This is a genomic window from Microbacterium halimionae, assembly GCF_011761265.1.
Lineage (GTDB): Bacteria > Actinomycetota > Actinomycetes > Actinomycetales > Microbacteriaceae > Microbacterium > Microbacterium halimionae.
Genome location: NZ_JAAOZB010000001.1, coordinates 1,252,354 through 1,270,803 on the forward strand (window position 1 = coordinate 1,252,354; position 18,450 = coordinate 1,270,803).

Annotated in this window: 18 protein-coding genes; 8 read left to right on the top strand and 10 right to left on the bottom strand. The window is 64.9% G+C overall.

Features of this window, described 5'->3' with window-relative positions:
* Window position 1: 1 nt before the first annotated feature.
* The 4 genes from FHS06_RS05775 to FHS06_RS05790 form a co-directional block, all read right to left on the bottom strand.
* Complete coding sequence (locus FHS06_RS05775) at window positions 2-1,216, bottom strand: acyl-CoA dehydrogenase family protein (RefSeq protein ID WP_167046610.1); 1,215 nt, start codon at window positions 1,214-1,216, stop codon at window positions 2-4.
* Window positions 1,216-2,253 carry a phosphotransferase family protein gene (locus FHS06_RS05780; protein ID WP_167046613.1) on the bottom strand — a complete coding sequence of 346 codons (1,038 nt, stop codon included), beginning with the start codon at window positions 2,251-2,253 and terminating at the stop codon, window positions 1,216-1,218. Before FHS06_RS05780 ends, FHS06_RS05775 begins: the two co-directional genes overlap by 1 nt.
* Before the next feature lie 95 nt (window positions 2,254-2,348).
* Window positions 2,349-2,762 (bottom strand): acyl-CoA thioesterase, encoded by a 414-nt coding sequence (locus FHS06_RS05785; protein WP_167046616.1) that lies wholly within the window; start codon window positions 2,760-2,762, stop codon window positions 2,349-2,351.
* Between the two features lie 14 nt (window positions 2,763-2,776).
* Window positions 2,777-3,433, bottom strand: coding sequence for a QsdR family transcriptional regulator (locus FHS06_RS05790; RefSeq protein WP_167046619.1), 657 nt, complete (start codon window positions 3,431-3,433; stop codon window positions 2,777-2,779).
* 96 nt (window positions 3,434-3,529) lie between these two features.
* Here FHS06_RS05790 and FHS06_RS05795 point away from each other — a divergent pair, with 96 nt between their 5' ends.
* A complete protein-coding gene (locus tag FHS06_RS05795; RefSeq protein WP_167046622.1) occupies window positions 3,530-4,759 on the top strand; it encodes an acyl-CoA dehydrogenase family protein in 1,230 nt (409 codons plus the stop codon).
* 25 nt (window positions 4,760-4,784) lie between these two features.
* Entirely contained in the window at window positions 4,785-5,999 is a 1,215-nt protein-coding gene (locus FHS06_RS05800; protein ID WP_167046625.1) for an acetyl-CoA C-acetyltransferase, read from the top strand.
* Between the two features lie 73 nt (window positions 6,000-6,072).
* On the opposite strand, the gene FHS06_RS05805 is transcribed toward FHS06_RS05800, so the two are convergent.
* The 6 genes from FHS06_RS05805 to FHS06_RS05830 all read right to left on the bottom strand — a co-directional run bounded on the left by FHS06_RS05805 (window position 6,073) and on the right by FHS06_RS05830 (window position 11,718).
* Window positions 6,073-6,531, bottom strand: a complete 459-nt coding sequence (locus FHS06_RS05805) for a MaoC family dehydratase (protein WP_167046628.1) — start codon at window positions 6,529-6,531, stop codon at window positions 6,073-6,075.
* Window positions 6,528-7,277 (bottom strand): SDR family oxidoreductase, encoded by a 750-nt coding sequence (locus FHS06_RS05810; protein WP_167046631.1) that lies wholly within the window; start codon window positions 7,275-7,277, stop codon window positions 6,528-6,530. The genes FHS06_RS05805 and FHS06_RS05810 overlap by 4 nt, the downstream gene beginning before the upstream one ends.
* Complete coding sequence (locus tag FHS06_RS05815; protein WP_167046634.1) at window positions 7,274-8,398, bottom strand: alcohol dehydrogenase catalytic domain-containing protein; 1,125 nt, start codon at window positions 8,396-8,398, stop codon at window positions 7,274-7,276. Before FHS06_RS05815 ends, FHS06_RS05810 begins: the two co-directional genes overlap by 4 nt.
* Before the next feature lie 112 nt (window positions 8,399-8,510).
* A complete protein-coding gene (locus tag FHS06_RS05820; RefSeq protein ID WP_167046637.1) occupies window positions 8,511-9,659 on the bottom strand; it encodes an AI-2E family transporter in 1,149 nt (382 codons plus the stop codon).
* A 70-nt stretch (window positions 9,660-9,729) separates the two neighbouring features.
* Window positions 9,730-10,965: an acyl-CoA dehydrogenase family protein gene (locus FHS06_RS05825; protein ID WP_167046640.1), complete on the bottom strand. Its 1,236-nt coding sequence runs from the start codon at window positions 10,963-10,965 to the stop codon at window positions 9,730-9,732.
* Between the two features lie 87 nt (window positions 10,966-11,052).
* Window positions 11,053-11,718, bottom strand: a complete 666-nt coding sequence (locus FHS06_RS05830; protein ID WP_167046643.1) for a TetR family transcriptional regulator — start codon at window positions 11,716-11,718, stop codon at window positions 11,053-11,055.
* A gap of 136 nt (window positions 11,719-11,854) precedes the next feature.
* On the opposite strand from FHS06_RS05830, the gene sucC reads away from it, so the two are divergent.
* From sucC to purH, 6 genes are all read left to right on the top strand, one after another.
* Entirely contained in the window at window positions 11,855-13,018 is a 1,164-nt protein-coding gene (gene sucC, locus FHS06_RS05835; RefSeq protein ID WP_167046646.1) for an ADP-forming succinate--CoA ligase subunit beta, read from the top strand.
* Window positions 13,019-13,047: 29 nt separating this feature from the next.
* Complete coding sequence (gene sucD / locus FHS06_RS05840; protein ID WP_167046649.1) at window positions 13,048-13,950, top strand: succinate--CoA ligase subunit alpha; 903 nt, start codon at window positions 13,048-13,050, stop codon at window positions 13,948-13,950.
* 209 nt (window positions 13,951-14,159) lie between these two features.
* Window positions 14,160-14,600: a nitroreductase family deazaflavin-dependent oxidoreductase gene (locus FHS06_RS05845; RefSeq protein ID WP_167046651.1), complete on the top strand. Its 441-nt coding sequence runs from the start codon at window positions 14,160-14,162 to the stop codon at window positions 14,598-14,600.
* A 77-nt stretch (window positions 14,601-14,677) separates the two neighbouring features.
* Window positions 14,678-16,150 (top strand): cell division protein PerM, encoded by a 1,473-nt coding sequence (locus FHS06_RS05850; protein ID WP_182486550.1) that lies wholly within the window; start codon window positions 14,678-14,680, stop codon window positions 16,148-16,150.
* A gap of 4 nt (window positions 16,151-16,154) precedes the next feature.
* Window positions 16,155-16,748, top strand: coding sequence for a phosphoribosylglycinamide formyltransferase (purN, locus tag FHS06_RS05855; RefSeq protein ID WP_167046653.1), 594 nt, complete (start codon window positions 16,155-16,157; stop codon window positions 16,746-16,748).
* A 20-nt stretch (window positions 16,749-16,768) separates the two neighbouring features.
* Entirely contained in the window at window positions 16,769-18,376 is a 1,608-nt protein-coding gene (gene purH, locus FHS06_RS05860) for a bifunctional phosphoribosylaminoimidazolecarboxamide formyltransferase/IMP cyclohydrolase (RefSeq protein ID WP_167046655.1), read from the top strand.
* The last annotated feature ends 74 nt before the right edge of the window (window positions 18,377-18,450 follow it).

Consider the following 18,450-nt stretch of genomic DNA (forward strand, 5'->3'; position numbering starts at 1 on the left):
GCTAAAGAGAGGGCCGAGGTCGCAGCTCGGCGCGTCCGAGGCTCGAGAGGTGTACCTCGTCGGGACCGTCGGCGATGCGGAGCGAGCGGACTCCGGCGTAAAGCTCGGCGAGCGGGGTGTCGGATGAGACACCCGCGGCACCGTGAACCTGTATTGCGCGATCGATGATCGTCTGCACAGCACGCGGGACAGCGATCTTGATCGCCTGAATCTCGGTCATGGCCTGGCGATTGCCCGCGGTATCCATCAACCAGGCGGTCTTGAGAACGAGCAAGCGCAGGGCCTCGAGCTGGAAGCGTCCCTCTGCGGCCCATTCGCGCACGACACCCTGCTCTGCGAGCGAGCGGCCGAAGGCATGCCGTTCGTTGGCGCGGGTCGACATCAGCGCCAGCGCCCGCTCGCCGGTGCCGAGTGCCCGCATACAGTGGTGGATGCGCCCGGGGCCGAGCCGTGCCTGGGCGATGGCGAAACCATCGCCCTCGCCCGCGATCAGATTCGCCGCCGGAACGCGAACGTCATCGAACGCGATCTCGGCGTGCCCGCCGTGGTCGCGATCGTCGTAGCCGAAGACCGACAGCGGTCGCACGGTTCGCACTCCCGGGCTGTCCCTCGGCACGAGGATCATCGACTGCTGACGGTGGCGGTCAGCATCCGGGTCTGTCTTTCCCATCACGATGAAGATCGCGGCATCCGGATTCATCGCACCCGTCGACCACCACTTGCGCCCCGAGACGATGTAATGGTCGCCGTCGCGTCGAATGCGGGTTCCGATGTTCGTCGCATCCGACGACGCCGTGTCGGGCTCGGTCATGCAGAACGACGAACGGATCTCGGCGCTCATCAGGGGTTCGAGCCACTGCTCCTTTTGCGCGGGGGTGCCGAAGTCGTTCAGCACCTCCATGTTGCCCGTGTCGGGTGCGGCACAGTTGAAGGCGACAGGGGCGAGCCGCTGGCTCCAGCCCGTGACCTCGGCGACCGGCGCGTATTGCAAGTTCGTCAGCCCGGCGCCGTTCTCGCCGGGCAGAAACAGGTTCCACAGGCTCTCGTCGCGCGCTTTCTGCTGCAGGTCGCGGACGATCGGCTTGACGGCCCAGTCTTCGGGGGCCGCGGCGAGCTGTTGGTCGAGGATCGGTTCTGCGGGCAGAACATGCTCCGTCAGGAACGTGCGCGCACGCTCGGTGATCTCGTGCGCGGTGCTATCCGGTGCGAAGTCCATCAGCGTGCGTCCTTTCCTCGAGTGGCGAGAGGCTCGACGAGGTCGCCGATCTGCTCGAAGCCTTCGCCGACGGTGTCGCCGGCCTGGTAGCGAAAGTGGATGCCCTCGAGGATGACGGCGAGCTTGTACGCGGCAAACGCGCGATACCAGCGCAGGTTTGGCACCGCGATCTCGGACCGGTCGGCGTATGCCGCGAGAAGCTCGTCGAAGGTGGGGTAGCCGGCGGTGAAATCCACCGCGCTGGGGACGGCACCCGCGAACGCCCCGGGCAGGGATTGGATGTCCCAGTAGAGCGCGAAGATGCCGAGATCGACGAGCGGGTCGCCGAGCGTCGCCATCTCCCAGTCGAGTACCGCCGAGATGCGCGGGTGGTCGCCAGCCCCCGTGACCAGCGCGTTGTCGAGCCGGTAGTCGCCGTGCACGATTCCGGTTCGAAACGAGTCGGGCATATCGTCAGCGAGGCTCGCCTGGAGGCCATCGAGGATGGGGGTATCGCGGGAGCGCGAGGCGTCGAGCTGGCGTCGCCACGTCGACAGTTGTCGAGCGAGGTAGCCATCGGGCCTGCCGAAGTCTTCGAGGCCGACCGACGACGGATCGACCGCGTGCAGATCGGCGAGATGCTGCACGAGCTCGATGCTCAGCGAGCGCAGTCCCGCGGGGGAGTAATCAGCATTCTGCGACGTGTGTGCCAGCACCTGCCCCGGCGCGCGCTGCATGAGGAAGAACACCGTGCCGGTGATCTCGGCACGCTCGGCGTCGTCGACGAGGTCGATCGCCGTCGGAACGGGAACGGGGCTGTCGGCGAGCGCCGAGATCACGCGGTGTTCGCGGCGCATGTCGTGCGCGCTCGAGAGCACATGCCCGAGAGGGGGTCGGCGCAGCACGAGCGGTATGCGCGCGCCGTCCACCGCGTAGGTCAGGTTGCTGCGGCCGCCGGGAATGACGGATGCCGTGAGATCGCGGTCGGCGAGATCGGGGTGCGCGTGGCGGAGCCACTCACTCAGTGCCGCGACATCCAGCCCGGGAACCTCGGTCATCCTCGACCTGCCTCTCGAAGCCCGTCGTTGGGCTTTCGATTAGCATACCGGATGGTCGGTTTGTTGCGCCAGGGGCACGAACGGGACCGGCTGGATCAGGGCATGAGATGGCGCTCGACGGCCGACCGGATGGGTTCCGGGATCGCTAGCGGGCGTCGGGTCGCTGCATCCACGAACACGTGTACGAAGCGCCCGGCCGCGATCTTCTCGTCGTGACCGGCACGAAAGATGCCGAGGCTCCACGTGATGCTGGTCGTCCCCAGGCGTTCTATGTCGATCCCGACTTCGAGCGGTTCGGGGAATCCCGCGGATGCCGTGAACTCGCAAGATGATGCGGCGCACACTGCGATGGCGTCGCCGCCGAGGGGGTCGAGTCCGCCGGTGCGAATCATCCAGGCGTTGATCGCCGTGTCCATCGCGGCGTAGTAGACGGTGTTGTTGAGGTGTCCGTACTGGTCGTTGTCGGACCAGCGCGTCGCAAACGGCTCTCGAATCGGGTGAGTGCCCATTGCTCTTCCGCCCCTCAGCCGTCTACTCGCAGCAGCATCCGGAACGCCGTGCGCGCCCTCTCGCTGCTGGGTTGGTCGCCGGAAATCAAGTCGGTGTATGAGAACGACTCGGAGACTCGCACGAGGAGGTAGGCGAGGGTCAGCGGATCGATCGTGCCGCCCAGTGGTGCGGCGCCCAGGTCGCGGCGCACAAGCCACTCCGTCGTCGCGACGTATCGGCGTTGGATGGGGCTCTCTTTGGTGGTGAGGAGGCGCAGCGCACGAGCGGGCTCACGACGTAGGAATTGCCGGAAGTAATCAGCGGTGATCAGATCGTCCACGAAGTGCGTGAGGATGCCGACGACACGTTCCCCGCCGTCGAGCTCGGCTGTCGTGTGCTCGGCCTGCGCGAGCGTGGGGATCGCGAGCGACCACAGCACCTCGCTGAGGAGCGCGTCACGATTACCCACCCAGCGGAAGAGCGACGTGCGGTCGACCCCGAGCGAGGCTGCGAGGCTGCTCATGTCGATGCGTTGACCTGAGATGAAGGTCTCACGCGCGGCCTCGAACGCGCGCTCCGCGTCAGGGTGTGATCCATCGGACAGTCGCTCCGAGAGCCACGAAGACGCCGCGTCGAGTCCGGCGGTCGAGATCGTGGTTGTCGTCGGTATCGCTGTCATCGAGGTCGTCATGCCCGAACTCTACCTGCGCGGTGACCAAGACATGCAACATAATCCGGAATGTTGTGCGACACTTACGATTACGTTGCACGCTTGAATGGAGAAACGATGACGTTCACCATGGACCGGCCCGAGGCCGACTCTGCTGCCGCCGACCTGCTCAACGCAGACTTCTACGGCTTTCAGCACCAGCTGACCGATACGGAGCAGCGCGCGCTCGCCAGCGTGCGCGACTTCCTCGACACCGAAGTGCGCCCGTTCGCCGACGACTACTGGGAGCGCGCCGAGAGCCCCAAGCACCTGTGGCCTCGCTTCGCGGAGCTGGGTCTGTTCGGCAACGCCTTTCCCGAGACGCAGCAGTTCGAGAACAGCAACGTCTACCGTGGCTGGGTTGCGATGGAGATCTCGCGCGCCGATCCATCGACCGCGACCTTCATCGGTGTGCACTCGGGTCTCGCGATGACCTCGATCGCCGTCGGCGGCTCGGAGGCGCAGAAGGTCGAGTGGCTGCCGAAGCTCGCGGCGGGCGAGCTCGTCGCCGCTTTCGGGCTCACCGAGCCCGACCATGGCTCCGACACGGCAAAAGGCCTCGAGACGACAGCCGAGCGCCGGCCCGGGCCGGACGGCGCCGACGAATGGGTTCTGAACGGATCCAAGCGCTGGATCGGAAACGGCGCCTTCGCCGACCTCGTTGTGATCTGGGCACGCGACGTCGCCGATGATCAGGTGAAGGGTTTTCTCGTGCGCACGCCGACGCCCGGATTCGTCGGAACGAAGATTGAACGCAAGCAGTCGCTGCGCGCGGTCGAGAATGCCGACATCACGCTCGACGGCGTGGTCGTTCCCGAGAGCGATCGCCTGCAAAAGATCAACGGATTCCGCGACGTTGCCGTCGTCCTCCGTCTGACGAGAGCAGATGTCGCGTGGCAAGCACTGGGAGTCGCCGTCGGTGCCTACGATGCGGCGCTGGCCTATACCCAGAGCCGCATGCAGTTCGGCAATCCCATCGCGTCCTTCCAACTCGTGCAGCAGAAGCTCGCCAACGCTCTGTCGAACATCACGGCGTCGATTGCGCTGTGCATGCGGGTGTCTCAAATGCAGGACGAGGGCATCCAACTCGATCACCACTCGGCCATGGCCAAAGCCTTCGTCTCGGCTCGCATGCGAGAGACCGTGGCGCTGTGTCGCGAGCTCTGCGGAGGCAACGGGGTGCAGCTCGACCACGGGGTCGCCCGCTATTTCGCCGATGCCGAGGCCGTGTTCACCTTCGAGGGGACGTTCGATATGAACTCCCTCATCGTCGGGCGTGCGATCACCGGCATCGCCGCTTTCGTCTGAATCACCCACCGACCCGAGGACACTCATGGCTGAGGCATACATCGTTGCGACCGCACGTTCACCGATCGGCCGGGCCGGCCGAGGCTCGCTCGTCGACATCCGGCCCGATGATCTGGCCACACGCATGGTCGAGGCCGCGCTCGCCGCGGTTCCCGGTCTCGACCCAGCGCGAATCGAAGACCTCATGCTCGGCTGCGGCCAGCCCGCAGGGGAGCAGGGGATGAATATCGCCCGGATCGTCGCCGTCCTGCTCGGGCTCGACGGTGTTCCCGGCACGACGGTCAACCGTTACTGCTCGTCTTCGCTGCAGACGACGCGCATGGCTTTCCACGCCATCAAGGCGGGGGAGGGCGACGCGTTCGTTTCGGCGGGCGTCGAATCTGTCTCGCGCTACGCCGCGGGGTACTCCGACATCGCGACCGCGTTCAACCCGCGCTTCGCGGATGCCGCGAGCATGACGGCTTCCCGGGCGGAGGTGGGCGCGCCGATCTGGCGAGACCCTCGCACGCAGGGTGCGCTGCCCGATCCGTACATCGCCATGGGGCAGACCGCCGAGAACGTGGCGCAGCTGCGTGGCATCACGCGCGAAGAACAGGATGCCTTCGCGGCGCGCTCCCAGCAGCGCACCGAAGCCGCGATTGCCTCAGGCTTCTGGGCAAAGGACATCACCCCTGTGACGCTTGCAGATGGCACTGTCGTTTCGGCCGACGACGGGCCTCGCGCCGGGACGACGGTCGAGAAGCTCGCCGAACTCACCCCGGTGTTTCGGCCGGACGGTACGATCACGGCAGGCAACGCATGCCCGCTCAACGACGGTGCGGCGGCCGTTGTCATCGTCTCGGATCGCATCGTGGACGAGCTCGGCCTGCAGCCACTCGCGCGGATCGTTTCGACGGGACTCGGCGGACTCTCGCCCGAGATCATGGGGCTCGGCCCGGTCGATGCCAGTCGTCGGGCTCTCCACCGTGCCGGTCTCGAGATCGACGACATCGACCTCGTCGAGATCAACGAGGCCTTCGCCGCGCAGGTGATTCCGTCTGCGCGAGAGCTGGGCATCGACGAGCAGCGCCTCAACGTGCACGGCGGCGCGATCGCGGTGGGACACCCCTTCGGAATGACGGGTGCTCGCATCACATCGACACTCATCAACGGCCTCACGGCGACCGGCGGTCGGTACGGCCTCGAGACCATGTGTGTCGGCGGCGGTCAGGGCATGGCGATGATCCTCGAGCGCGTCTGACGTTCGGTGTGAAGGGGTCCCGCTCGCGCGGGGCCCCTTCTCGCTGCGTTCGGAGCTGAGGCCGGCGCCCCTCTTATGGAGCCGGAGCGAACAGTGCGAGCGTCTCGGCGACCAGGGCGGGACGCTCCGACCCCTCGATCTCGACCGTGACGGTCAGGGCGGCACGCTCGCCCAACGCTGTCGTCTCGACCGCACGCAGCGTCACCGTGGCCCGCACCCGCGAGCCGCTCGTGACCGGCTGTAAGAACCGCACTTTGTCGAGGCCGTAGTTCACCACCATCCCAACGGCGCCGACGGAGAGCAGGCCATCGGTCAGGCGCGGGACGAGAGAGAGGGTGAGGTATCCGTGCGCGATGGTGGCGCCGAAGGGGCCGGATGCCGCGCGTTCCGCGTCCAGGTGAATCCATTGCCAGTCTTCTGTGGCGTCGGCAAAAGCCTGGATCCGCTCCTGGTCGATGGCGAACCAATCACCCGTCGCGGATGCGCCGATCGCGTTGGAGAGCGCGGCGGGAGAGGCGACGACGATGTTCATGCGCGCGGACCTCCCGCGACGTAGAGAACCTGACCCGAGACGAAGCCGGCGCCCTCGGAGCAGAAGAAGGATGCCGCAGCCGCGATGTCTTCGGGATCGCCCGCTCGCTGCACCGGGATCTCTTTTGTCGCGTGCTCGACGAAGTCGTCGAATTCGACGCCGATGCGGGCCGCGGTTGCGCGCGTCATGTCGGTGACGATGAATCCGGGCGCGATCGCGTTGGCCGTCACTCCGTAGCGGCCGAGCTCGATCGCGAGCGTCTTGGTGAGCCCCTGAAGGCCCGCCTTGGCTGCTGAGTAGTTTGCCTGTCCTCGGTTGCCCAGCGCTGAGGTGCTCGACAGGTTGACGATGCGGCCCCAACCCGCCGTGACCTGGTGGGCCTGGACGGCACGGCTCATGAGGAACGCTCCACGCAGGTGCACGCTCATCACCGCATCCCAGTCGTCCTCGGTCATCTTGAACAGGAGGTTGTCTCGCAAGATCCCGGCGTTGTTCACGAGGATTGTCGGTGCGCCGAGCTCTGTCTCGACGTGCGCCACGGCGGCGGTTACCGCGCAGGAGTCCGAGACATCGGCACCCACGGCGATCGCCCGGCCTCCGGCGGCGGTGATGTCGGCGACGGTCGCGGCGCATGAGCTTTCGTCGAGGTCGACGACGGCGACGGCGTATCCGTCTGCGGCAAGTCGCCGCGCGGTGGCGGCACCGATGCCACGCGCAGCGCCGGTAACGATAGCGGTACGAGTCATGAGTGATTCCCTTCGAAGGTGATGAGTTGACGTAGTTCTTCGCCTGCGGCCAGACGGTCCATCGCCTCGGCGAGGTCGTCGAGACGGACGCGGGAGGAGACGAGGCGTTCCAGCGGAAGGCGGCCCTCGCGCCACAGGTCGACGTAGCGCGGGATATCTCTGCCGGGTACCGCCGAGCCGAGGTAGCTGCCGATGATCGTGCGTGCCTGGGCGGTGAGGACCAGTGGTGACACGTTCGCGTAGGCATCGGGTCGGGGGAGCCCGACGGTCACGGTGGTACCGCCCGGCGCTGTGACGGCCAGCGCCGTCTCGAACGCGCGAACGGCGCCGGCCGCTTCTATGACGACAGGAGCATGGATGCCGCGGGCCAGGGCCTCGGCGGGTGTGAGTGCGTCGACAGCGCCGAGCTCGCGGGCGAGTTCGAGCTTTGCCTCGACCGCGTCGATTCCGATCACGGGGTGCCCGAGGGCTGCGGCGACCAGCAGCGCCGCCATTCCCACGCCGCCGAGTCCGACGACGATCACATGCTCGCCCGGGGCCGGGCGTCCCGCGTTGATCACCGCGCCGCCTCCGGTCAGGACTGCGCAGCCGAGGAGGGCGGCGATCTCGGGGGGAACGTCGGGGTCAACGGCCACGACGCTCGATCGACTCACAACAGCATGAGACGCGAAGGCGCTCACCCCGAGATGGTGATGGACGGGTTCGGCGCCTTTTTCCCCGCGGTGGAGGCGGATACCGCCCCCGATCAGTGTGCCGGCGTTGTTCGCGGCCGTGCCGGGCTCGCACGGTAGACGCCCGTCCGATCGGCAGCCGGGGCAGTCGCCGCAGCGCGGCAGGAACGTCATGACCACGCGCCCACCGATCGGGGTGTCGGTCACGCCGTCGCCGACAGCTTCGACGATGCCGGCCGCTTCGTGCCCCAGCAGCATCGGAGTGGGCCTCACGCGATTGCCGTCGACCACGCTGAGATCAGAGTGGCACACGCCGGCGGCTTCGATCCGCACGAGCACCTCGCCGGGTCCCGGCGGGTCGAGGATGAGGTCAGCGACCGTGAACGGGCGGGATATCGCGAACGGCGGGGTGTCGCCCGCGCGTTCGAGCACAGCACCTCTGATGCGCATCGGATCCTCTCGTCGCCATCGACTACGAGCGAGCATACCGACCGCCCGGTATGTTCGTCCAGCCCCGGACCCCAGCGTGTTCGTGCACGCAAGAGGGCGTGGGCGGAATGGGCTACGTCTTCGAGGGCTTAGGCCGTGCCCAACGAGCGGGAAGACTGGGTCCATCCCACACCTGAATAATGCCCCACACCGTTGCGGTGATGGGCACGGCAAGCACGGCACCGACGATGCCACCGAGCGCCGTGCCCGCCGTCAATGCGATCAAGATGACAAAAGAGTGCAGCTTCATCGAGCGGCCCATGAGTACCGGCTGCAAGAAGTTGCTCTCCAACTGGTTCACCAGCACGACAACGCCCACAACGAACAACGCGTTGACCCAGTCGTTCGCGACGAGAGCGACGAGAGCTGCGAGCGCGCCGGCGAGAGTTGCACCGACAATCGGAATGAAGGCGAGCAAGAACACGAGTACGGCCAGCGGCAATGCCAGTGGCACCTGCAGAATCAGAAGACCGATCAAGATACCGATCGCATCCACGAACGCAACGGATGCCGTACCGCGCACATAAGAGCCGAGCACTGTGACTGTCTTGTCGCCGATGCGCTGGGCGCGCTCCTCCCGCTTTCCGTGAAACGGACGCAGCAAGAACGCCCACATGCGAGGGCCATCCTTCAAGAAGAAGAACAGGATGACGATCAGCAAGACGAAGCCGGTGGCGAAGTTTGCGAGCGCGCTGACTCCGGCGATCGCGCCAGAACCGAACTGGGCGCTCGTGACGAAGTCCGTTGCCGTTTTGCCCCAGTCATTCAGCTGGCTCGATGTGGGTGCGAAAGGCAGCGTATTGATCCAGGCGACAAGTTCTTGAATTCCCGCCTGCGCCTGGGAGTAAAGGTCGTCCCACTGGTCCTCTACGGCCCACACTACAAGCCACGTCAACCCGCCGATCAGCACGACGATCGTGATCAGCGTGATGGCGGTGGCGAGAAGCGAAGGTACGTTGTGCCGGCGCATCCATCCCATCACCGGCGCGAAGGCTGATGCGAAGATCAGCGCGAGCACGAGCGGAATCGTGACGAGCGTCAGCGACTGGATGGCGTAGATGATTCCGGCAGCGACCATCACGACGACAATCACTTGCACGGCGCGGATTGCGAGCTTGCCGAAGGTGTCTGACCAGAGCGAAAGCGGTGGCGTCTCGGTGCCGATTTCGACTTCAGGCGTCAAAGGTGATTTTGACGTGTGGTCGCGCCGGAAGAATCCCATGAGAAGAAGGTAACTCGCACACGCGTCGCGGTGCGAGCCTTGCGCATGCATCGCGCGTGAGCTAGAGCGGTTAGGCGAATGCTCCCACGCCGGTGATGTCCCGCCCGAGTAGGAGCGCCTGCACGCTCTCGGTGCCCTCGTACGTGTGGATCGACTCGATGTCTGCCATGTGACGAGCGATGCGGTGCTCAAGCAAAATTCCGTTGCCGCCGAGCAGATCCCTCGCCGTCGCGGCAACCCGTCTGGCGGTGCGAGTGTTGTGGTACTTCGCGAGCGACGCTTGCGTGGGACGAAGACCCCCGGATGCCTCCAGGTCAGCGAGCCGCCGACAGTACAACTGCATCGACGTTAGGTCGTCGAGCATCTGCGTGAGGCGCTCCTGCACCATCTGAAAGGCGGCGAGAGGCTTGCCGAATTGAATTCGCTGCGTGGCATAGCTGAGGGCAACTTCGTAGCAGGCCGTCGCGTGGCCGAGCGCCGACCAGGCGACGCCGGAGCGCGTGGCATAGAGAACCCGTGAGGCATCCTTGAAGCTCTTCGCTCCCGGCAGCACGGCGTCAGCGGGGAGCTGGACGTCAGTCAAGGTGATGTGCGCCTGGTGGATGGCGCGCAGAGAAGTTTTGCCGAGGATCGGCTCGCCGTTGTAGCCCGGTGTTTCTTGGGGGACAAGAAAACACCGCACTGCACCGTGGTCATCCGAGCCTTTGGAATCGACCCGAGCCCAGACGAACGTGATGCCGCCCGAAGCACCGTTTCCGATCCACTTCTTGACCCCGTTGAGTGTCCACGAGTCGTCGGGATTCCGCGTTGCAGTGCTCTCGAGTGAGACCGAATCTGAGCCGTGGTCGGGCTCGGTGAGCGCAAACGCTCCGAGCACCTCGCCACGTGACAGCGCAGCGAGGTGTTGCGTCTTTTGTGCCGCGCTGCCGAAGAGGGCGAGTGTGCGGAGCGCGAGGCCGCCCTGCACCGCGACAATCGTGCCCATGGAGCCGTCGCCGCGCGATACTTCCATATTGACGAGTCCGGCGGCGAGAGGAGATAGCTCGGTGAGTCCCTCGTGCACGATGCCGTCGGCAAAGAGATCGAGTTCACCCAGGCGACGCGCGAACGCGACGTTGTATTCGGCGCGATCCCAGTACTCACCGATGACGGGAATGATCTCGTCGGCGAATGTCTTCGCACGATTCCACGCGTCACGATCGGCACCATCGATGTCTGAGAACACCGCGTAGTAATCGGTGTCGAGCCGAGCGTCGACGTCGTAGCGTTCGACGCGCTGGCCGGGGTGAGGCGTGAAATTGCTCATGATGCGCTCCGTTGCGAGTGGGATGTGTACCACTGTAGCGAACCGCAATGTCGGTTTAGGTGAAACTCAGTGCCAAGCGTGAATGCGTTAGTCGTCGAGTTTGGCGCGCAACTGGCGAGCGAGTTCTGCTTTGGGAATAGCGCGAGGGAAAACCGCGACGACGACATCGCGGGGGAGCGCAGCGGACTCTTCCAACCCAAATCGTTCACGGGTCGTGGTGAGTGCATCTCGGAGCTGAGAGGCTGAGGCATCCTCACCGCGTAAGAGCCGACGCAACACATGATTGTGAACTGCGGTCACTGCTGCCGCAAAGCTCACAGCATCGAGTGGGTCGAGTCCCGGCAGCGCTCGCCGCAAGTACTCGTCGAAAAGACGCTCGTACCTGAACACTGTCGTAATTTCACGGTCACGCAGCGATGGCACGCCTCGCACCACTGCGTATCGGCGGCGTGCAATTTCTGGCGCGGCAGCGAAATTCTCGAAGACCTCGAGGCACGCGTCGCACACGGCGAGCCACGGATTGTCGTGTGGAGAATCAAGAAACTCGCGTAACTGCGTGAGCAGTACCTCGTGATCGGCAAAGATCACGTCGTCTTTTCCGCCGAACTGTCGAAAAAATGTGGAGCGCGAAATTCCTGCTGACTGAGCAATCTGATCGACAGACGTTGCTTCGAAGCCCCGCTCTGCGAACAGCTCAAGGGCTGCGGCAACGACATCGGTGCGCGCGGGAGAAGACGGAAGGTTGTCGCTCATGACGACAGAAGCCTAGACCTGTGTGCTGTGTCAGGATGCGTCGAACTCCGGTAGTAGGCTGATTAACGGTCGAAATTATCTCGACATCAAGACGTTGAACGTCTCTCCATCCCGTTCGCCCAGCGAAGGATTGCACGTGGATCTGTACGAGTACCAGGCACGAGACCTTTTTGAAAAATACGAGGTGCCGGTTCTCCCCGGCATCATCGCCGACACCCCCGAGGACGTGAGGGCTGCCGCTGAGAAGATCGGTGGCGTCGTCGTCGTGAAGGCTCAGGTGAAAACCGGTGGCCGTGGAAAAGCCGGCGGCGTAAAGGTCGCCAAGAACCCCGATGAGGCATACGAGGCGGCCAAAGCCATCCTCGGCCTCGACATCAAAGGCCACATCGTCAAGCGCGTGATGGTCGCCGGTGGGGCACGCATCGAGAAAGAGTTCTACTTCTCGGTACTGCTTGACCGGGCCAACCGTTCCTACCTGTCGCTTGCGAGCGTCGAGGGTGGAATGGAAATCGAGCAGCTCGCGGTTGAGAAGCCCGAAGCGCTCGCGCGCATCGAGGTCGACCCGTTGGTCGGCATCGACGAAGCGAAAGCACTCGAGATCGCCAAAGCCGGCGGCTTCGACGACGAGCTCGCAGCGAAGGTTGCTCCCGTCTTCGTCAAGCTGTACGACGTGTACAAGGGCGAAGACGCCACCCTTGTTGAGGTAAACCCGCTCGTCCAGACCGTTGAAGGCGACATCATCGCCCTCGACGGCAAGGTATCGATCGATGAGAACGCCGGCTTCCGTCACCCCGAGCACGAAGCGCTCGAAGACAAGGATGCCGCCGACCCCCTCGAGGCCAAGGCTAAAGAGCACGACCTCAACTACGTCAAGCTCGACGGCGAAGTTGGCATCATCGGTAACGGTGCTGGGCTCGTCATGTCGACCCTCGATGTCGTCGCCTACGCCGGCGAGGCTCACGGCGGCGTGAAGCCCGCGAACTTCCTCGACATCGGTGGCGGAGCATCGGCCGAGGTCATGGCTGCCGGCCTCGACGTCATTCTCGGTGACCCTCAGGTCAAGAGTGTTTTCGTCAACGTCTTCGGTGGAATCACTGCGTGTGACGCAGTGGCCAACGGCATCAAGGGCGCGCTCGAAACGCTCGGGGATGCAGCATCCAAGCCCCTTATCGTGCGCCTCGACGGAAACCGCGTCGACGAAGGCCGCGCGATTCTGCGCGACTACAACCACCCGCTCGTGACGCTCGCCGACACGATGGACTCGGGAGCCGACAAGGCCGCCGAGCTCGCCGCCGTCTGATCGCCGCACCCGGATAAGGAACAGTAGAAATGTCGATCTTCCTCAACAAGGACTCCAAGGTCATCGTCCAGGGCATCACCGGCGGCGAAGGCACCAAGCACACAGCTCTCATGCTGAAAGCCGGCACGCAGGTCGTCGGTGGCGTCAACGCCCGCAAGGCTGGCACTGCCGTTTCGCACACTGACAAAGACGGCAACGCCGTCGAGTTGCCAGTATTCGGCACGGTAGCCGAGGCCATGGAAAAGACCGGTGCTGACGTATCGATCGCTTTCGTGCCCGCAGCCTTCACGAAGGCCGCGATGGTCGAAGCCATTGACGCCGAGATTCCACTCCTCGTCGTGATCACCGAGGGCGTACCCGTCGGCGACAGCGCCGAAGCGTGGGCTTACGCGCAGAGCAAGGGCAACACGACCCGAATCATCGGACCGAACTGCCCCGGCATCATCACGCCGGATGAATCGCTCGTGGGCATCACCCCCGCGAACATCACCGGCAAAGGACCCATCGGTCTTGTGTCGAAGTCGGGAACGCTGACCTACCAGATGATGTTCGAGCTGCGTGATCTCGGCTTCTCGACAGCGATCGGTATCGGTGGCGACCCCATTATCGGCACGACCCACATCGATGCGCTCGCGGCGTTCGAAGCTGACCCCGAGACCAAGGCGATCGTCATGATCGGTGAGATCGGTGGCGACGCTGAGGAGCGCGCGGCCGACTACATCAAGGCTCATGTCACGAAGCCCGTCGTCGGTTACGTCGCAGGCTTCACGGCACCCGAGGGCAAGACCATGGGCCATGCTGGGGCCATCGTGTCGGGCTCCGCGGGTACCGCTCAGGCCAAGAAAGAAGCCCTCGAGGCCGCGGGCGTCAAGGTCGGCAAGACGCCGAGCGAGACCGCAGCCCTCATGCGCGAGATCATCACGGCTCTCTAAAACGCTGTACCCGAGAGGGGCGGATGCCACGCGGCATCCGCCCCTCTCTCTTTTTCGCCCCGCGATACCGCCCTCTCCACCACTGCCGAGGGGTCGCAACACGCCGCAAAGGTGCCCGGAGCCGGGTTCCCACGCGGCGTGTTGCGACCCCTCGCGGAGGGGTGGTGCGATGAGGGCCATGCGAGGGACAGCGGGTTTAGGCTGAAGGCATGCCGCTGACAGGGGAATACAAGCCGAGTACGTCCGAGTGGGCCCGCACGCAGGCCGAGCAGTACGAAGCCTCGAACGGTACCGAAGCCAACGAACTACGTGGAGTGCCGATCATCGTGCTCACAAGCGTTGGCGCGAAGTCGGGCGGACTGCGCAAGACCGCTCTGATGCGCGTAGAGCACGAGGGAAAGTACCTCGTTGTCGCATCGAAGGGTGGCGCCCCTGAAGCTCCCGCCTGGTACTGGAACGTTGTGAAGAACGCCCACGTTGAGCTCCAAGACGGCGCCGTGACACGTGACTACATGGCTCGTGAACTTTCTGGCGAAGAGCGAGCACTCTGGTGGGAGCGTGCCGTCGCCGTATGGCCCGACTACAACGAGTACCAGAAGAAAACCGAGCGTGAGATCGCGATCTTTGTGCTGGAGCCTTTCGACTCCTGATTTGCCGTGAGCCGCACCGGCTTTTCGGTGCGGCGACCGGGTGCCGCTGTCTTCGGTAGGTAGGGTCGATCAGGCATATGTACCGCCTTCTTGTCGCCCTTCTCGCCGCCGTCGACGCCCTCGTCGCGGCGGCCGTTGGCATCACTGTCATCCTTGCTCCGCTTACCTTGCTCTGGGTCTTCGGTATCGGCGAACCCGACTGGGGATCACTCTGGCCAACGGCCGCGAACGTATGGCAACTCGGTCATGCTGTGCCGCTGGCCGTTACTCTTCCGGCTGAATATCTGGCTGCAACGGGCATCTCCGCCGACGCTGCATCTTTCACCGTCAGCCTGGCGCCACTCGCATTCGGCGCGTTCACGGCGATATTTGCCGCCCGATCGGGTCGTCGCGCTGCGCGAGCTGGCGCGTCGATCACCGGCGTGCTTGTCGGCACTGCTGCTTTCGCTGCGATCGCCGCGGGAATCGCGATCACCTCTGTGACGCCGACCATCAGTGCCGAGCTGTGGCCCGCGATCGGGTTTCCTGCGCTCTTCTATCTCGTGCCGTCGTTGTGCGGCGCTATCGTCGCCGGGTGGACCGACAACGACGCCGGAGTGATCGACAGGGTACGCGAGCGCGTCGAAGCACTTCCCGACATCTGGGCACTTGTTCCCGGGCTCGTGGTGCGAGGCACGGCCATTGTCGTGATGGGTCTGGTTGGCCTCGGCGCCGCAGCTCTCGTCGTGGCTGTCATCGTGCGCGGCCCGCAAATGCTTTCGCTCTATCAAGCCGGAAATTTCGATGCAATCGGCGCCACTGTCTTCGCTCTCGGACAGTTGGCCTATCTTCCAACACTCGTGATTTGGGCTCTCGCATTCGTCGCGGGCCCGGGGTTTGCGGTCGGGACCGGCACGGCCGTGTCGCCCGCGGGTACGCAACTCGGCGCGGTGCCGGGTATTCCGGTGCTGGGTCTACTGCCGGAGCAAACGTCTTCGTGGCTGCTTCTCCTCGCGCTTCTGCCCGTGGCAGTTGGTGCGTTCGCGGGGTGGGTTGTGCGTTCACGGGTCGTCGCGGCAACACCGAAAGCCGGCGGCGAGCCCGTCGGACCAATGCTCGCGTTGACCGCGGCGATCACCGCGCTCTCGGCGTCGGTGGTAGCGCTGGGCGCGGTACTCGCATCCGGGGCATTCGGCCCGGGACGCCTGGCCGACATTGGCCCCGCTGCGGGGGCGATTGCCATCACCGTTGGTGTGGAAGTGGCGGTGGGGTGCGGCATCCTGTTGCTTTCGCCACGGCCGCGAGCGCGCACTCCATCGTTGCCCGAGACCGGCGGCAACGGCTGGACAGCGCGACCGTCGGAGGTTTCGCCATTCTGGCGCGACAACGTGCCGTTCGACGGCGCTACTTTTCGTGCGGACGACGCTCACACCGAGCTGGCACCTGAAGCAGAGCAGGATGCCTCGGGCCCGAAGCCGCCGGAGGACACGCCACCGTCTGAGCCCGGGTCGTCCGACGCCACCCCAACAGCAGACGCCGACGAGGCCAAGCCGCTGTCGCCGCTAGACTAACCGGGTGCTCAGAGTCGCGGTCCTTCTCTCCGGCGCCGGCTCCAACATGAGAGCCCTGCTGGAAGCGGCAGCACACCCCGATTTTCCTGCGCGCATCGTGGCGATTGGGGCTGACCGCGAAGCCGATGGTCTCGCTCATGCCGAAGAGTTCGGCATCCCGAGTTTTGTTGTTCCCTGGCGTGGCGTCGCGGAACGCGATGCGTGGGGCGAGGAGCTCGCTGCGCAGCTCGACGTCTGGCAGCCAGAACTCGTCGTGCTGAGTGGTCTCATGCGCCTGCTTCCGGCGGGCGTGGTTGACGCCTGGACGCCCCGCATCGTCAACACCCACCCGGCATATTTGCCTGAGTTCCCTGGTGCTCACGGTGTTCGCGACGCGCTGGAGGCTGGAGTTACCGAGACCGGTGCCAGTGTGATCGTCGTCGACAGTGGTGTCGACAGTGGCCCGATCCTCGCGCAAGAGCGCGTTGTGATCGAGCCCGGTGATACCGAATACTCCCTGCACGAGCGCATCAAGCCCGTCGAAAGACGCCTCTTGATCGACATTGTGCGCCGCATCGCCACCGGCGAACTCGTACTTTCCGCGGCATCCGCTTCCTGATCCACCAACGGAGGAGACCCATGGCAGGCCCCGCTCACGACCCGTCCCTGTACCGCGAACGTGACCTCGTGCCGGTGCGCCGCGCGCTTGTCTCGGTCAGCGACAAGACCGACCTCATTCCGCTTGCGAGCGCGCTTGCTGCCGCGGGCGTCGAGATTGTCTCCACAGGATCGACGGCGAGCACGATCCGCGACGCTGGTTTTTCGGTGACGGATGTCTCGTCGGTCACCGGCTTTCCGGAATCGCTCGACGGTCGCGTGAAGACGCTTCACCCCAGTGTCCACGCGGGTCTCCTCGCCGACCTCCGTCTCGAAGACCACGAACGCCAGCTCGGAGAGCTCGGTATCGAGCCGTTCGAGCTCGTTGTCGTCAACCTCTACCCGTTTGTTGAGACGGTCTCGTCGGGAGCCGTGGGCGACGATGTGGTGGAGCAGATCGACATCGGCGGACCGGCCATGGTTCGGGCATCTGCGAAGAACTTTGCCAACGTTGCAATTGTGGTGTCTCCCGCGTCATACCCCGCCATCATCGCTGCGGCAGGTAACGGCGGCACGACCCTCACTCAGCGCCGCGAACTTGCTGCACGCGCCTTCGACCACACGGCAGGCTACGACCGTGCCGTTGCCACCTGGTTTGCCGAAGGCACGATCGCGACCGACACCGAGCTGCCGACGCACCTGACGATTCGCGCCGAGCGTATGGAGACGCTTCGCTACGGCGAAAATTCGCACCAGCGCGCCGCGATCTACACCCGCACAGGTGGCCACGGCATCGCCCAGGCCACGCAGCTGCAGGGCAAAGAGATGTCGTATAACAACTATGTTGACGCGGATGCCGCACTTCGTGCCGCATTCGACCTCATCAAGCCGGCGGTCGCCATCATCAAGCACGCGAACCCGTGTGGGATCGCAGTTGCCGCACCCAACGCGCTCGACCCGATAGCGAGCGCGCACCTCCGCGCGCACGAGTGCGACCCGGTGTCGGCCTTCGGCGGGGTGATCGCCGCGAACCGTACCGTGACGTTGAAGATGGCTGAGAACCTCCGTGACATCTTTACGGAAGTGATCGTCGCTCCCGACTTCGAGCCAGAGGCGCTTGAAGTCTTCAAGCTGAAGAAGAATCTGCGCGTGCTGCAGTTGCCCACCGATTGGCGCCAAGAGCCGATGGACGTGCGCCTCGTCTCCGGTGGGCTTCTGCTGCAGGATGCCGACCGCTTCCCTGACGACATCGAGTCGGTCGCCAAAAACTGGGAGCTTGTTTCGGGTGAGCGCCCGGCCGAGGCCGAGATGACGAACTTGATTTTCGCGTGGAAAACGTGCCGCGCAGTGAAGTCGAACGCCATCGTGCTCGCACAGGGCTCGGCCACAGTGGGCATCGGTATGGGGCAGGTCAACCGCGTTGATTCCTGCCGACTTGCTGTTGAGCGCGCAGGGGACCGCGCGAAAGGCTCGGTTGTGGCATCCGACGCGTTCTTCCCGTTTGCTGACGGCCCCCAGGTGCTCATTGACGCCGGAGTCTCCGCGATCATTCAGCCCGGCGGTTCGGTGCGCGACGCTGAGGTCATCGAAGCTGCCCGTGCCGCGGGCGTGACAATGTTCTTCACCGGCGAGCGTCACTTCTACCACTGATCGACTCCCGGCCCCGGCCCCGGCCCCGGCCCAGCTCCGCGGAGTCCCTTCCTCTCATTGCCCATGTCTCACTT

Coding starts and splice junctions, on each gene's coding strand:
- FHS06_RS05775 (WP_167046610.1), bottom strand. CDS start 1,216: ATGGACTTCGCACCGGATAGCACCGCGCACGAGATCACCGAGCGTGCG.
- FHS06_RS05780 (WP_167046613.1), bottom strand. CDS start 2,253: ATGACCGAGGTTCCCGGGCTGGATGTCGCGGCACTGAGTGAGTGGCTC.
- FHS06_RS05785 (WP_167046616.1), bottom strand. CDS start 2,762: ATGGGCACTCACCCGATTCGAGAGCCGTTTGCGACGCGCTGGTCCGAC.
- FHS06_RS05790 (WP_167046619.1), bottom strand. CDS start 3,433: ATGACGACCTCGATGACAGCGATACCGACGACAACCACGATCTCGACC.
- FHS06_RS05795 (WP_167046622.1), top strand. CDS start 3,530: ATGACGTTCACCATGGACCGGCCCGAGGCCGACTCTGCTGCCGCCGAC.
- FHS06_RS05800 (WP_167046625.1), top strand. CDS start 4,785: ATGGCTGAGGCATACATCGTTGCGACCGCACGTTCACCGATCGGCCGG.
- FHS06_RS05805 (WP_167046628.1), bottom strand. CDS start 6,531: ATGAACATCGTCGTCGCCTCTCCCGCCGCGCTCTCCAACGCGATCGGC.
- FHS06_RS05810 (WP_167046631.1), bottom strand. CDS start 7,277: ATGACTCGTACCGCTATCGTTACCGGCGCTGCGCGTGGCATCGGTGCC.
- FHS06_RS05815 (WP_167046634.1), bottom strand. CDS start 8,398: ATGCGCATCAGAGGTGCTGTGCTCGAACGCGCGGGCGACACCCCGCCG.
- FHS06_RS05820 (WP_167046637.1), bottom strand. CDS start 9,659: ATGGGATTCTTCCGGCGCGACCACACGTCAAAATCACCTTTGACGCCT.
- FHS06_RS05825 (WP_167046640.1), bottom strand. CDS start 10,965: ATGAGCAATTTCACGCCTCACCCCGGCCAGCGCGTCGAACGCTACGAC.
- FHS06_RS05830 (WP_167046643.1), bottom strand. CDS start 11,718: ATGAGCGACAACCTTCCGTCTTCTCCCGCGCGCACCGATGTCGTTGCC.
- sucD (WP_167046649.1), top strand. CDS start 13,048: ATGTCGATCTTCCTCAACAAGGACTCCAAGGTCATCGTCCAGGGCATC.
- FHS06_RS05845 (WP_167046651.1), top strand. CDS start 14,160: ATGCCGCTGACAGGGGAATACAAGCCGAGTACGTCCGAGTGGGCCCGC.
- FHS06_RS05850 (WP_182486550.1), top strand. CDS start 14,678: ATGTACCGCCTTCTTGTCGCCCTTCTCGCCGCCGTCGACGCCCTCGTC.
- purH (WP_167046655.1), top strand. CDS start 16,769: ATGGCAGGCCCCGCTCACGACCCGTCCCTGTACCGCGAACGTGACCTC.